This is a genomic window from Undibacterium sp. GW821-FHT11B02 (assembly GCF_058808955.1).
In genome coordinates this window covers 36,268-50,309 of sequence record NZ_JBXASD010000013.1, presented here as the reverse complement: position 1 = coordinate 50,309, position 14,042 = coordinate 36,268, and the positions used below count along the sequence as shown (strand labels likewise).

The window sequence follows — 14,042 nt, the reverse complement described above, 5'->3', positions numbered from 1 at the left end:
TCGTTGCTGCTAATTAAATTGCGTACACTGCTTACACTACTCGCATCCCCGTTGATCCTGATTTGGAAATCCATCCATGAACAGCCCTGTTAGTCCTTCTGCCATCACTTCCCCGATTCCTGCCCGCCTGGTGCAATTACGCGCCGCCATGAAGGCGCAGGGGCTGGATGCCTATATCGTTCCCTCATCCGACCCCCATCTGTCGGAATACCTGCCTGACCGTTGGCAAGGACGTACTTATTTTTCCGGCTTTACCGGCTCAGTAGGGACGCTGATCGTCACTGCTGATTTTGCCGGTTTATGGGTCGATAGCCGCTACTGGAGTTCGGCAGAAACCGAACTGGCACCAACCGGCATCAAGATGATGAAAATCGCCTCTGCGGCTGCAACGCTTTACATAGACTGGCTGGCAGAAAATATGTCAGCAGACCAGACTGTTGGTGTCGATGGCATGGTGCTAGGGCTGGCGACAGCCAGGGCACTGGAGCAGGCTCTGAAGACCAAAGGCATAAAGCTCGATACCGGCACAGATCTCTTGCAACAGGTCTGGAATGAACGCCCAAGCTTGCCGCAAGCACCAATTTATGAACACGCAGCTCCATATGCCGTGGTGTCGCGTGCCGACAAACTGGCCATGCTGCGTGAGCAGATGCGCAGCAAGAATGCTGACTGGCATTTTGTATCCACCGTCGATGACCTGGCCTGGATTTTTAATTTGCGCGGCTCTGACGTCAGTTATAACCCTGTGTTTGTTGGTCATGCCCTGATCAGCCAGAATAAAGCAACATTGTTTGTATCTGACGGTAAAGTACCCGCTGCGCTGACAGCAACACTGACGAATGATGGTGTCAGCCTGTCTGATTACAGCAATGCGGCAACGGCGCTGGCGGCCCTGCCTGCGGGCAGTAGCATCATGATAGATCCACGCCGCATCACCTATGGCTTCCGCCAGACCATACCGGCTGCAGTGCGTGTGATTGAGGCCATCAATCCCTCGGTCTTTGCCAAATCGCGCAAGACGGGGCAGGAGGCGCAGTATGTGCGTGAAGCTATGGAGCAGGACGGTGCCGCCCTGTGTGAATTCTTTAGCTGGCTGGAAAGTGCCCTCGGCAAGCAGCGTATCACCGAGCTGACCATTGATGAAGAAATCTGTGCGGCCCGTGCACGTCAGCCACATTTTATTTCGCCCAGCTTCAATACCATTGCCGGCTTCAATGCCAACGGTGCCATGCCACATTACCGCGCCACCAAAGCATCGCATTCGGTGATTGAAGGCGACGGTTTGCTGCTCATCGATTCCGGTGGTCAGTACCTGAACGGTACAACCGACATTACCCGTGTCATGCCGATAGGCCAGGTATCCGATGCACAAAAGCGTGACTTCACGCTGGTGTTGAAGGGCATGATCAATCTGTCGCAAATGCGCTATCCGCGCGGCACCCTGTCACCCATGCTCGATACCGTTGCCCGCGCACCTATCTGGGCCGACGGCATCAACTATGGCCATGGTACTGGCCACGGCGTCGGCTATTTCCTGAATGTGCATGAAGGCCCGCAAAATATTTCTGGTGCCATTGCAGAAGCCCATATGGCGATGGAACCCGGCATGATCACTTCGAATGAACCAGGTATTTACCGCCCTGGCAAATGGGGCGTCCGTATAGAAAACCTGCTCTTGAACGTTCTGGCCATGCAAACCGAATTTGGTGAATACCTGGAATTTGAAACCCTGACACTCTGCCCCATAGACACACGTTGCATCACCGTAAGCTTGCTGCGCGAAGATGAAATCAAGTGGCTGAATGACTACCATGCTACCGTCTTACAACGCCTGTCAGGGCGCGTCAGCGGTGCCGCACTGGAGTGGTTAAAGGAAAGAACCAGGGCCTTGGTACACTAAGCTGATTAACACGGCCCATTGCAGCTTGTGATGGGCACAGTGAACGGCAATGACAGAATAAGATTTCATGTCATTTCCGTCATTCGCCCAAAGCAATAAGAAAATTTAGGTACTGACCGTTGTAGCAGGGAATTGCACGCAAAACTTGCTGCCCACATCCGGAGTAGATTCGATCAGCAAATTCGCCTTGTGCCGCAGTAGTACATGCTTGACGATCGCCAAGCCAAGACCAGTCCCCTGGGTTTCACGTGAACGGCTTTTATCAACGCGGTAAAAGCGTTCTGTCAGGCGTGAGATGTGTTCGGCGCTGATGCCTATGCCGTCATCCTGTACCGCAAATTTGGGGCCTTGCTCGGTATCTTTCCAGCTGATTTTAATGTGACCATTCTCAGGTGTATAACGAATTGCATTCGTCACCAGATTGGTCAGCGCACTCCGAATTTCATCGTTGCTGCCACGTATGTCCGGCCCGGTACATTCCAGAGTTATCGTATGCTTGCCAGCGGACAGGGCATGCGCTTCCTGCAATATCTGCTCCAGCAAACCCAGCATATTGATACGTTCAGGGCGCGGTGGATAATCGACTGATTCCAGCCTGGTCAGTGTCAGCATGTCTTCGACCAGGCGTTGCATGCGCTCGCCCTGTTCTGTCATCAGTTTCAAATGCATATTGCGGGTCTGGTTATCCAGATCGCTCTGCATTGATGCAATTTCCAGGAAGCCGTTGATAACGGTCAAAGGGGTGCGCAATTCATGCGAGGCATTGGCGATAAAGTCACGCCGCATCATGTCTATACGTTCAGACTCGGTGACATCATGAGTCACCAGAATTTGACGGCGGTTTTCAAACGGGATGATATGGGCAATCAGCTTGCGGTCACGGAAGGACAGCGTCAAAGGTGTCTCATAGCGCCCCAGGATAATGTAATCCATAAATTCCGGGCTGCGTACCAGATTGGTGACGCGCATGCCCTTGTCCAGTAACAGACTCAAGCCCAGATGACTTTCGGCAGCCGGATTGCACCATTCAAGAAACAGCACATCATCCATGATCACGACACCATCGGGCAACAGGGTCATGGCCTGGCGAAAACGCGCCAACCATTCTGCCAGTTCGGCCTGATTTTTTTCGTCGCCACGACGCAGTTTGTACAGACGTGAAAAAATATCTGTCCATGCCCCCCAGCCATCAGGTAAGCGCGAACTGCTGGGATGATCCAGCCAGTCAGCCAAACGCTGCAGATAAAATAACTGCACACAAAACAAGCCTATCAATCCAGCCATCCCTATCACTAAACCTGTAACAGGACCCCACAAATAGGCTGCACAGGCAGTTCCTATCAACACTAACAAAATACGCACAAATGCAGAAATCCAGAAAATGAAGCGTGGTGACATGAATAATCCTGAATATTGCTTGGAATAATAGCTTGGCATTTATACAGATATAAAGCTTGTTCTGTCATCAGAGCAGCGTGGACAAGTTTGCTGATTTTGATGAATTATCAAGCTTACTCTATCTGGGAAAGAATGGTGTCTTTTCTCAACTTCCATGCTATTAGCTGAGATAAGCAGAGTAAGATTTGATACGGTCAAATGCAGGGTGGCGGTAAAACCACATACGCGTTCCCAGTAGATTATTGCTGCTGTCCATAGAACGGGTAAGGGTAAAACCGACGCGCATGCCAGACACCAGCAGTCATTTTTCAGACAGCATATAACCGACACTGCGCACAGTCTTGATCAGCGATTCGGCATTTTTCAAGACTTTACGCAAACGCAACACATGCACGTCGACGGTTCTTTCTTCAATGACGACATGATCACCCCAAACCTTGTCAAGCAACTGGCTGCGAGAGAAAACTCGTTCAGGATGAGCCATGAAGAATTTCAGCAATTTGTATTCGGCATGGCCAATATCAACCTTGCTGTCTTCAATCTTGACTGTACAACTGACAGGGTCAAGCACTACCGGGCCGGCAGTCAGGGCCGTTTGTGCATGTTCAGGACTCTTGCGACGCAACAGCGCCTTGATCCTGGCAGTCAGTTCACGCGGTGAAAAAGGCTTGGTCACATAATCGTCGGCACCATGATCAAGACCCGCAATCTTGTCTTCTTCCATGCTTTTCGCAGTCAGCATGATGACCGGGATTTCATTGAATTGGCGATCAGAACGTATCTTCGACAAAAGTCGCAAACCGCTTTGATCTGGCAACATCCAGTCCAGCAAAATCAATTGCGGTGTACGACGCTGCAAATAATCCCAGGCTTCTGCTGTGGAGTTGACTGCAAAAGTATTCCAACCGGCAGCGCGCAGTGAAAAACTCACCAGCTCCACAATTGCTGGCTCATCTTCCACTATGAGTATTGTTGTGTCTGTAGCCATCATCAATAATTAATTCTGTTGTTCCTGCTTGATTGCCACATAGTCAGAATGACGGATGTCCTTGCCTTCAACGATATAAATCGTATGTTCGGCAATATTTTTTGCATGGTCACCAATACGCTCTATCGCCTTTGCTACCCACAAAGCATTGAGTGATGATGATATCGTACTTGGATCTTCCATCATGAAAGTAATCAAGTTACGCATGATGGAACGGAAATCATTGTCGATAATCGCATCCTGAGCAATCAATTGTACCGCCTTGGCGTCGTCCAGACGGGCAAATGCGTCCAGCGACTGATGCAACATATCAGCCACACTGCTGGCTAGCACACGAACGGTTTCATAACCGCTGAACATAGGTACGCCACGCTTATTGGTCGCCGCTTCCTTGGAAATGCGTGCGATTTTAGTGGATTCATCGCCAATGCGTTCAAGATCGGTAATGACTTTACCAGTTGCCATCACGGTACGCAGGTCATTGGCAGCAGGCTGGCGTTTGACAATAAGGTGACTGCACATATCGTCCAGACTCACTTCCAGTCTGTTGACTTCAAGGTCAGACTGTATCACTGCTTCTGCCTGTTCAGCATTTCCTGTACGGAAGCAAGACATCGCATCATGGAAATGGCTTTCTACTAAGCCCCCCATTAACAAGACCTTGGAGCGTATTGTCTCCAGATCCATATCATATTGTTTTGAAGAATGTTCGCCTGTCACAGGTTTCTCCTGAATTCGCAATTGCAATTATTAAAACACCGCTGTTTCAAGCTTGCGTCTGGCCCGTATTTATACGGTCCGACAAGCAAGGCAAGCTGTCGTTTTCTTAGCCGAAACGGCCAGTTATATAGTCTTGTGTTTCTTTCTTCACTGGATTCATGAAGATATGATCGGTTTCACCGAATTCGACCAGTTCGCCCAGATACATGTAGGCGGTATAGTCAGAACAACGCGCTGCTTGCTGCATATTATGGGTAACGATGGCGATCGTGTACTCTTCTTTCAGCTCGTTGATCAGTTCTTCGATTTTCACCGTAGAAATCGGATCCAGTGCCGATGTCGGCTCATCCAGCAGCAAGACTTCCGGCCTGACGGAGACCCCGCGGGCAATACACAAACGCTGCTGCTGACCACCAGACAGGCTTAAGCCACTCTTGTTAAGTTTGTCTTTGACTTCAGTCCAGATAGCGGCTTTTTTCAACGCCCATTCAACACGTTCATCCATCTCGCCTTTAGACAGATTCTCATACAAACGTACACCAAAGGCGATATTGTCGTAGACCGACATAGGGAAAGGTGTAGGTTTCTGAAACACCATACCGACACGGGCGCGCAACAGGTTGATGTCTTGGTCAGCATCAAGAATGTTTTTGCCGTTATAAATGATATTGCCTTCTGCACGTTGACCAGGATACAGGTCATACATGCGATTCAGCGTACGTAACAAAGTGGATTTACCACAACCGGACGGACCGATAAAGGCAGTTACTTTCTTGTCATAAATATTCAGATTGATATCGCGCAGGCTACGGGTTGCGCCGTAGTAGAAATTCAGCCCGCTGATTTCGATTGCTTTTTTCTGTGTAGAGTCTTGTGTAGTAGTCATATCGAGGCCGGTATTAATGCTGTGTTTTTTGGTTAAACAAAGTGCGCGATAAAATATTCAAACCCAGGACGCTGAAGGTAATCAGCAAAGCACCACCCCAGGCCAGTTCGCGCCAGTTATCGTAGGGGCTCATGGCAAACTGATAAATTACCATAGGCAGGTTAGCCATAGGTTTGTTCATGTCAGCATTGAAGAACTGATTGCTCAATGCGGTGTACAGCAAAGGTGCTGTTTCACCAGAAATACGGGCCACTGCCAGCAAGATACCGGTCACTACACCCGCCTTGACGGCGCGCAAACGTATCAGCAAAGCCACTTTCCAGCGTGGTGCGCCGAGTGCAAATGCAGCTTCGCGCAAACTGGCCGGAACCAGGCCCAGCATATTATCGGTAGTACGGACAACGACAGGAACGGCAATCAGTGAGATAGCGATACTGCCAGCCCAGCCAGAGAAATGCTTGACGTTAGCAACGTAGATCGCATATACAAACAAACCAATCACGATAGACGGGGCGGACAACATAATGTCTGTCACAAAGCGAGTGACAAAACCAAACCAGCTTTTATCCCCGTACTCTGCCAGATAAATACCAGCCAGGATACCAATAGGTGTAGAGATCACCGCAGCACTGACGACCATCACAAAACTACCGAAGATCGCATTCATCAAACCGCCACCATCGCTACCAGGGGCAGGTGTCGACTCCGTGAACATGGCGATATTGACGGCACTCAATCCTTTTGTCATCAAGGTAAACAATATCCACATCAGGAAAAATATGCCCAGCGCCATGGCAAACGACGACAAGCCTATCCCCAGTTTATGCATAAGCAGCCGGCGGCGATACACTGGGTTGCTGGCAGATTGCATTGTTGAGTTTTCCATTATTTGGTTCCTTCTTTTCTGGACAAGCCCAGCAACATCAGTTTGGCAGCAGACAATACAATGAAGGTGATGACAAACAAAATCAGGCCAAGCAAGAATAATGAGGAAGTGTGCAAGACTGTTTCTGCTTCTGCGAATTCATTCGCCAGTGTCGAAGCAATACTATTACCAGCAGCAAACAGTGACCAAGACAAGTGATGTGAATTACCGATCATGAATGTAATTGCCATGGTTTCACCAAGTGCACGACCCAGACCCAGCATGACACCACCTACGACGCCTATCTTTGTGTATGGCAGCACGATCTTGCGTACCACTTCCCATTTGGTGCAACCAAGGCCGTAAGCGGATTCTTTCAACACCGGCGGCACAACTTCAAACACATCACGCATGACGGAAGAAATAAATGGAATGATCATGATCGCCAGAACTATCCCGGCCGAGAGCATGCCCATGCCTATCATAGGGCCGGAGAATAAAATGCCGATGACCGGCAATTTGCCCAGCGTCGCAGCCAACACCGGTTGTACATATTGTGAAAACAATGGAGCAAATACAAACAGGCCCCACATGCCATAAATAATACTGGGCACGCCAGCCAGCAATTCAATCGCGGTACCCAAAGGGCGCTTGAGCCAGTTTGGGCAAATTTCTGTCAGAAACAAAGCGATACCAAAACTGACAGGGAAAGCGATCACCAGGGCAATGATAGATGTCACCAGCGTGCCGACGATGGCGATCATACCGCCAAACTTGTCATTGACAGGGTCCCATTCTATCGTCCAGATGAATGGCAGACCGAATTCCCTCATCGCCGGAATCGAGCGCAGAAACAGGGAAATGAGAATACCGACCAGCACGACCAGCACAAGGGCTGCGAAACTAAAGGTCAGTTTATGAAAAAAGAAATCTTGCCAGCGCTGACGGCGCATCACTGCAGCCATTTTTACCGAATCGACCTGATTCGACAACTGCTGTGCCATATCGGCTGTGGGTGGGATTGCGGTTGGTGCAGTCATGTTGACGGAGGACATTTGGGTAGTCATGGGTGTCTTTTCCACCGGAAGGTAATCCGGACAGTCCCGGATTACCTTGTTCTGTTTAGTTCAGATTCTGAACAGGTTAAAACTTTTTATTACCACAGCGTCTTGCCAGAAGCGTCCTTGATTTTTGCTTTCCAGTTGTCTTCGATCAGTTTCACAACCGGTGCTGGCAGAGAAACATAGTCCAGTTCAGCGGCCATGGCGCCACCGTTTTTGAATGCCCAGTCAAAGAATTTCAATACTTCTTTGCCTTTTTCAGCTTCAGCCTGGGCTTTATGCATCAGGATGAAAGAAGCACCAGTGATAGGCCAGGTGATTTTGCCAGGCTGGTTAGTCAGCACCAAATACATACCAGGAGCTTTGCTCCAGTCAGCACCGGCAGCAGCAGCTTTGAAGTTTTCATCATCAGGTTCTGCAAACTGGCCATCAGCATTTTTCAACAAGGTGTAAGCCATCTTGTTTTTCTTGACATAGGCATATTCAACATAGCCAATGGAATTTCTGATTTGCTTGACGCTGGAAGCTACGCCTTCATTACCTTTGCCACCTACGCCAACTGGCCATTTAACTGCAGTGGAAGAACCTACGGCTGTTTTGAATTCAGCATTGACTTTGCTCAGGTAGTCAGTCCACAGGAAGGTCGTACCAGAACCGTCAGAACGGTGCACAACAGTGATATCTTCTGCTGGCAATTTCAGGCCTGGGTTGATGGCTGCGATTTCAGGTGCATTCCATTTAGTGATTTTTCCCATGTAGATGGCAGCCAGTACATCGCCTGTCATTTTCATTTTGCCGGGAGCAATACCATCCAGATTCACGACAGGAACCACGCCGCCGATAATGGCCGGGAATTGTGTCAGGCCTTCGGCATCCAGTTCTTCTGCTTTCAATGGCATGTCAGACGCGCCAAAATCCACAGTTTTCGCTTTGATCTGCTTGATACCGCCGCCGGAACCGATAGACTGGTAATTCAAACCATTACCGCTGGCCTTTTTATAGGCTTCAGCCCATTTAGCATAAATTGGGTAAGGGAAAGTCGCGCCGGCGCCGGTAATATCGGCAGCTTGTGCAGCGCCAAATGTGACAGCAACGCCGATTGCAGCGATGAGAGTTTTGACAACACGTTTGATTTGCATGTTCACCTCAGAGTTAAATAACAGGTATTCAGGACTACGAGGCGCACTGTACAAGCCAAATATGACAAGATTATGACGTACTGCAAAGCGCATGAAATAATTGGATTTTTTACCATTTATATGTCATAAACTTGTCATGTAAGCCAACTAAAATGCTAGCGTGTATATATATGATGGCTTTCATGACATGCGAAATACTATGCCCAACCAGGTAGCCCCCTCTTCAACGACAGCGTCAGAAGAAATGAAACAGGAAGTCATTGCAGAAAACAAGCCCGTTGAGAAGCAGGCCAAAACCCCGAAACTTGTTAAACCTGCCAAGCCGGTCAAAACAGCTTCTGTTGAGTTGTCGCGTTCCGTCATCTTCCTTGACCGCGAAATGTCACAAATCGCCTTTAACTGGCGTGTACTGGCACAGGCTGAAGACCGCAGCATTCCACTGCTTGAGCGTCTGAAATATTTATGTATCGTCGGCAGCAACCTGGATGAATTCTTTGAAGTGAGGGTGGCCAGCCTGCTGGCCCAGAACACCATCGATGGTGAACTGGTGCAACATCCAACCTTTCAAGCCATGCTTGAGCGGATCAGCAAAGAATGTCATCAGTTAGCACAAAGACAATATGAATTACTGAATCAGGAAATCCTGCCACAGTTATCCAAAAAAGGCATACACCTGCTGCGCCATTCCGAACGCAATGAAGCGCAACGTGCGTGGGTCAAAGCCTATTTTGAACGTGAAGTACGCCCGCTGCTCACACCAATAGGTCTGGATCCGGCCCATCCTTTCCCGCAGGTAGTCAACAAGAGTCTGAATTTCATCGTTTCGCTGGGTGGTAAGGATGCTTTCGGCCGTGGCACTGGTATTGCCATCGTCAAGGCGCCCCGTGTCTTGCCGCGCATCATACGTTTACCTGACGACTTGTCGAATAATGGCATGGCATTCTGCCTGCTGTCCTCTGTCATACACGCCCACATTGAAGATTTATTCAACGGACGTGAAGTATTGTATTATTCACAATTTCGTGTAACTCGTGACAGTGATTTGTGGGTAGATGAAGAAGAAGTCAAAAATCTGCGTCAGGCACTGCAGGGTGAACTGCAAACCCGTCAATTTGGTGCCGCAGTGCGCCTGGAAGTCGCCAAAAACTGTCCAGAAAACCTGTCGCGCTTCCTGCTGGAACAATTCTCCCTCGACAGCGACCGTCTGTATCCCGTCGACGGGCCAGTGAATATGGTCAGGCTGGGTGAGTTGGTTGATCATGTGAAGCAGCCAAATTTGCGCTTTCCCCCTTTCTCTGCCAAAGCCATCGTCAAATATGCGCATGCAGATATATTCACATTGCTGCGCAAGCAAGACATTTTATTGCATCACCCCTTCCAGCCTTTCCAGACCGTGATTGATTTCATCCGTTCTGCATCGCTGGACCCCAGTGTGGTTGCCATCAAGCAGACGATTTATCGCACCGGCATGAATTCCGATTTGATGGAATCCCTGATCACGGCAGCCAGATTGGGCAAAGAAGTCACCGTCATCGTTGAACTGATGGCACGCTTTGATGAAGAAGCCAATATCAACTGGGCAGACAAGTTGCAACGCGCTGGTGCCCAGGTCGTCTACGGTGTGGTCGGCCTGAAAACACATGCCAAACTGGCGCTGGTGATACGGCGTGAAGAAGGTGGCCTGTTGCGTCATTATGCCCATCTTGGTACGGGCAATTATCATCCGTCCACCACGCGCTTTTATACTGATTTTGGTTTGCTGACTGCTCACCCTGAAATGGCGGCAGAAGTGAACGAGGTCTTCATTCACCTGACGGGTCTGACCAAACCCAAAAAGCTCGATTATCTGTGGCTGGCACCATTTGCGTTGCAACCACAGATCATTAAGGCCATCCGTAATGAAGCAAGGATTGCCCGTGAAGGCCGTCCGGCACGCATCATTGCAAAAATGAATGCCCTGCTGGATGAATCCGTGATTCGCGCCCTGTATGCTGCCTCATCTGATGGCGTAAAGATTGATTTGATCATACGTGGTGCCTGTGCCTTGCGCCCCGGCGTGCCAGGCCTGTCCGAAAACATACGTGTGTGTTCGATTATTGGTCGCTTCCTGGAACATAGCCGCATTTATTATTTCCGCAATGACCTGGCACATGATGTACATCTGGCCAGTGCAGACTGGATGAATCGCAATCTGTTCCGTCGCATAGAAGTAGCTTTCCCAGTACTGGAAAAATCCCTGAAGAAACGTGTCATATCTGAAGGTCTGGAACCCTATCTGAAAGACAATGTCAACGCCTGGGTGCTGGATTCCGAAGGTCATTATGAACGCAAGAAAGTGCGTGCAAAACAACTGCGTTTCTGCGCCCAGCAACATTTGATGCACAGTCTGGGTTCAGTATCTGATACGGACAGCTAGCGATGGACTTAATTCTCTGGCGACATGCGGAAGCAGAACCTGCAACAGAAGGCATCACTGATGAATTCAGGAAGCTGACTGGCAAGGGTTTAAAGCAGGCAGGCAAGATCGCCTACTGGCTTGACAGCACCTTGCCAGAGACTTGCAAGATACTGGTCAGCCCTACCATTCGCACCAGAGACACGGCAGAAGCACTGATCGCCTGTGGCAGAAAATTCAAGGTCTTGCCCGAACTGGGGCCAGCCGCCAGTGCTGCTGACGTATTGACAGCAGCAAACTGGCCCAATGGTCGCGAGCCTGTGCTTATCATCGGACATCAACCCTATCTGGGTCAGGTAGCGGCAGAATTGCTTGGGCATCCTTTGCAGGAGTACAGCGTACGCAAAGGCAATGTCTGGTGGATTACACAAAGACAGCGCGAGAACAGCGTTACACAAACCTACCTGAAAGCGATCATGTCACCTGATCTGGTCGTGAAATAAATTTCTAAAATCAAACATCTGTCACTTATCTTCTACTTGCCAGAAAAAGGTAAGGCGCGAAGTCAACAAGCAGCAATACGGACTAACTGTTAGTATACTGGCCTGCTACCTACATTCCCCTGCCGATGAAACCCGCACACATTCTCGCCGCCATGATTGCTGTTATTACCTGGGGCGTGAATTTTGTGGTGATCAAGATCGGCCTGCAAGGTTTGCCGCCGGTACTGTTTACAGCATCCCGCTTTGTCTTTGCAGCTTTCCCGCTGATTTTTTTCATCCCGCGCCCACAGACCTCCTGGAAGTGGATTATTGCTTACGGCATGTTCCAGTTCGCCTTCCAGTTCACGCTGCTATTTTGCGGTATGAAACTTGGTTTTCCGGCGGGCCTTGCATCACTGGTCATGCAGTTACAGGCATTTTTCACCATGGGACTGGCAGTATTGATACTGGGTGAAAAACCGAAACTGATGCAAGTGCTGGGCGCGCTAATTGCGCTGTCGGGCATGGCGCTGGTTGGCATGCATATTGAAGCCCAGGCTACCATGCTGGGTTTCCTGATGGTAGTAGGTGGCAGTATTTGCTGGAGCATCGCCAATATCGTCACCAAGAAAATTGGCATGGTCAATCCACTGGCAATGATGGTGTGGAGTTCAGCAATTGCCAGCCCGCCGCTGATGATTGCGTCATTGCTGTTGGAAGGTAGTGATGCCTGGCAAACCGCCTACACACAATTAAACTGGACATCGGTCGCCGCGATTTTTTACCAATCGTATCCCAACACCTTACTTGGGTTTGGCATCTGGTCCTGGCTGATGCGTAAATACCCGGCTGCCACGGTAGCACCTTTTACCTTATTGGTGCCAGTGGTCGGTATGCTGAGTGCATCAGTCATATTGAATGAACCACTGCTGTGGTGGAAAGTCTGTGCCGGCTTGCTGGTACTTGGTGGCCTGGCCTGCAACCAGTTTGGTCAACGTCTGTGGACATGGACCAAACCGGCAGCAGCCAACTAGAACTCATTTCATAAATAGGGGTGAGATGCGTTTGCCTCATAGCGCGGGCTGGCAAGGCGGACGAGGCAGTCAATAGCGGGTCTATTGACAACGAGTCCAACGCAGTCCAGCACGCGCTATGAGGCAAACCCTCCGGGAGCTGGCCGCATCTACACTTCGCGGGCGCATTGCTACGTTGTGCCGCTTGCCAAGGCACCAGCCTTGGCTACGCGTCACGCCTTGCACTGCATCCCGAATCGCCTTGCTCGCACTCATCCCTATTTATGAAATGAGTTCTAAAAAGTTGCAAAACTCATGTTGCAGAACTCAAGTACTGCCAACCGCTTCCAAATCAGCTTCATGCTCAGCTTCTGCAATGTGATCAGCTGCGACTTCAGGATGAATGATATCGTGCCAGGTCACCAGTTTTAACACGCCCTGCGCATCTTCCACCAGGGCAGACAAACTTTCTACCCAGTCACCGTCATTGCAATACAGGATACCGCCGATATCGCGGATTTCCGGTTTATGGATGTGACCACAAATAATGCCATCCACACCTTTGCGACGTGCTTCATCTGCCAGTGCGTCTTCAAACTGGGTGATATAGCTGACCGCATTCTTGACCTTGAGTTTCAGGTATTGTGACAGCGACCAGTATGGCATACCAGCACGTGCGCGCCAGTTATTGAAAACCTGATTGAATTTCAGGATGACAGTGTACAGGCTGTCGCCTACGTAGGCCAACCATTTGGCACAGGCAATCACGCCATCGAAGCGATCACCATGCAACACCAGCATGCGCTTACCGGCAGCAGTGGTATGCACTAGTTCATCACGGATTTTAATACCACCAAAATCCAGGTCGATAAACTGGCGTATGGACTCATCATGGTTACCAGGCACGAAAATGACATTCGTGCCTTTCTTGGCTTTTTTCAATACAGTCTGCACCACATTATTGTGGGTTTGATCCCAGTACCAGCGGCGCTTCAACTGCCAGCCGTCGATAATGTCCCCCACCAGGTACAAGGTTTCGGAATCGGTAGCGCGCAAGAATTCGAGCAGCTTGGCTGCCTGGCAGCCGCTCGTTCCCAAATGCAAATCCGAAATCCATATGGTACGGAAACGCTGGGTTTCCTTTTTACCGGACTTATACAATTTACTGTTGAGAAACTGATCGGCTGGTTTCATG

12 protein-coding genes are annotated in these 14,042 nt (G+C 49.7%); 4 read left to right on the top strand and 8 right to left on the bottom strand.

Going from position 1 to position 14,042, the window contains the following annotated elements:
- The first annotated feature begins 76 nt into the window (after positions 1-76).
- On the top strand, positions 77-1,900 hold the full coding sequence (locus AC1RVX_RS24085; protein WP_493219128.1) for an aminopeptidase P family protein: 1,824 nt from the start codon (positions 77-79) through the stop codon (positions 1,898-1,900).
- A gap of 105 nt (positions 1,901-2,005) precedes the next feature.
- Here the strand turns inward: AC1RVX_RS24085 and phoR are convergent, their stop codons facing one another.
- The 7 genes from phoR to pstS form a co-directional block, all read right to left on the bottom strand.
- Positions 2,006-3,298, bottom strand: coding sequence for a phosphate regulon sensor histidine kinase PhoR (phoR, locus tag AC1RVX_RS24080; protein ID WP_493219127.1), 1,293 nt, complete (start codon positions 3,296-3,298; stop codon positions 2,006-2,008).
- A 301-nt stretch (positions 3,299-3,599) separates the two neighbouring features.
- Positions 3,600-4,286, bottom strand: a complete 687-nt coding sequence (phoB, locus tag AC1RVX_RS24075) for a phosphate regulon transcriptional regulator PhoB (protein WP_241457019.1) — start codon at positions 4,284-4,286, stop codon at positions 3,600-3,602.
- A 9-nt stretch (positions 4,287-4,295) separates the two neighbouring features.
- Positions 4,296-5,006: a phosphate signaling complex protein PhoU gene (gene phoU / locus AC1RVX_RS24070; RefSeq protein WP_493219126.1), complete on the bottom strand. Its 711-nt coding sequence runs from the start codon at positions 5,004-5,006 to the stop codon at positions 4,296-4,298.
- Between the two features lie 106 nt (positions 5,007-5,112).
- Positions 5,113-5,892: a phosphate ABC transporter ATP-binding protein PstB gene (pstB, locus tag AC1RVX_RS24065; RefSeq protein WP_493219125.1), complete on the bottom strand. Its 780-nt coding sequence runs from the start codon at positions 5,890-5,892 to the stop codon at positions 5,113-5,115.
- A gap of 13 nt (positions 5,893-5,905) precedes the next feature.
- The gene (gene pstA, locus AC1RVX_RS24060) at positions 5,906-6,778 is read right to left on the bottom strand and encodes a phosphate ABC transporter permease PstA (RefSeq protein ID WP_493219124.1); all 873 of its coding nucleotides are present in this window, start codon (positions 6,776-6,778) and stop codon (positions 5,906-5,908) included.
- Entirely contained in the window at positions 6,778-7,761 is a 984-nt protein-coding gene (pstC, locus tag AC1RVX_RS24055; RefSeq protein WP_493219252.1) for a phosphate ABC transporter permease subunit PstC, read from the bottom strand. The genes pstA and pstC overlap by 1 nt, the downstream gene beginning before the upstream one ends.
- Positions 7,762-7,913: 152 nt before the next feature.
- The gene (pstS, locus tag AC1RVX_RS24050; RefSeq protein WP_493219123.1) at positions 7,914-8,957 is read right to left on the bottom strand and encodes a phosphate ABC transporter substrate-binding protein PstS; all 1,044 of its coding nucleotides are present in this window, start codon (positions 8,955-8,957) and stop codon (positions 7,914-7,916) included.
- Between the two features lie 244 nt (positions 8,958-9,201).
- On the opposite strand from pstS, the gene ppk1 reads away from it, so the two are divergent.
- The 3 genes from ppk1 to AC1RVX_RS24035 all read left to right on the top strand — a co-directional run bounded on the left by ppk1 (position 9,202) and on the right by AC1RVX_RS24035 (position 12,868).
- On the top strand, positions 9,202-11,373 hold the full coding sequence (gene ppk1, locus AC1RVX_RS24045) for a polyphosphate kinase 1 (RefSeq protein WP_493219251.1): 2,172 nt from the start codon (positions 9,202-9,204) through the stop codon (positions 11,371-11,373).
- A gap of 2 nt (positions 11,374-11,375) precedes the next feature.
- Positions 11,376-11,855 carry a SixA phosphatase family protein gene (locus AC1RVX_RS24040; RefSeq protein WP_493219122.1) on the top strand — a complete coding sequence of 160 codons (480 nt, stop codon included), beginning with the start codon at positions 11,376-11,378 and terminating at the stop codon, positions 11,853-11,855.
- Positions 11,856-11,980: 125 nt separating this feature from the next.
- A complete protein-coding gene (locus tag AC1RVX_RS24035; protein WP_493219121.1) occupies positions 11,981-12,868 on the top strand; it encodes an EamA family transporter in 888 nt (295 codons plus the stop codon).
- A 306-nt stretch (positions 12,869-13,174) separates the two neighbouring features.
- On the opposite strand, the gene AC1RVX_RS24030 is transcribed toward AC1RVX_RS24035, so the two are convergent.
- Positions 13,175-14,041: a UDP-2,3-diacylglucosamine diphosphatase gene (locus AC1RVX_RS24030; protein ID WP_493219120.1), complete on the bottom strand. Its 867-nt coding sequence runs from the start codon at positions 14,039-14,041 to the stop codon at positions 13,175-13,177.
- Position 14,042 lies beyond the last annotated feature (1 nt).

What these genes read in the sequence shown, in the direction of transcription:
- AC1RVX_RS24085 (WP_493219128.1), top strand. Translation starts at nt 77, where the DNA reads ATGAACAGCCCTGTTAGTCCTTCTGCCATCACTTCCCCGATTCCTGCC.
- phoR (WP_493219127.1), bottom strand. Translation starts at nt 3,298, where the DNA reads ATGTCACCACGCTTCATTTTCTGGATTTCTGCATTTGTGCGTATTTTG.
- phoB (WP_241457019.1), bottom strand. Translation starts at nt 4,286, where the DNA reads ATGGCTACAGACACAACAATACTCATAGTGGAAGATGAGCCAGCAATT.
- pstB (WP_493219125.1), bottom strand. Translation starts at nt 5,892, where the DNA reads ATGACTACTACACAAGACTCTACACAGAAAAAAGCAATCGAAATCAGC.
- pstA (WP_493219124.1), bottom strand. Translation starts at nt 6,778, where the DNA reads ATGGAAAACTCAACAATGCAATCTGCCAGCAACCCAGTGTATCGCCGC.
- pstC (WP_493219252.1), bottom strand. Translation starts at nt 7,761, where the DNA reads ATGGCACAGCAGTTGTCGAATCAGGTCGATTCGGTAAAAATGGCTGCA.
- pstS (WP_493219123.1), bottom strand. Translation starts at nt 8,957, where the DNA reads ATGCAAATCAAACGTGTTGTCAAAACTCTCATCGCTGCAATCGGCGTT.
- ppk1 (WP_493219251.1), top strand. Translation starts at nt 9,202, where the DNA reads ATGAAACAGGAAGTCATTGCAGAAAACAAGCCCGTTGAGAAGCAGGCC.
- AC1RVX_RS24040 (WP_493219122.1), top strand. Translation starts at nt 11,376, where the DNA reads ATGGACTTAATTCTCTGGCGACATGCGGAAGCAGAACCTGCAACAGAA.
- AC1RVX_RS24035 (WP_493219121.1), top strand. Translation starts at nt 11,981, where the DNA reads ATGAAACCCGCACACATTCTCGCCGCCATGATTGCTGTTATTACCTGG.
- AC1RVX_RS24030 (WP_493219120.1), bottom strand. Translation starts at nt 14,041, where the DNA reads ATGAAACCAGCCGATCAGTTTCTCAACAGTAAATTGTATAAGTCCGGT.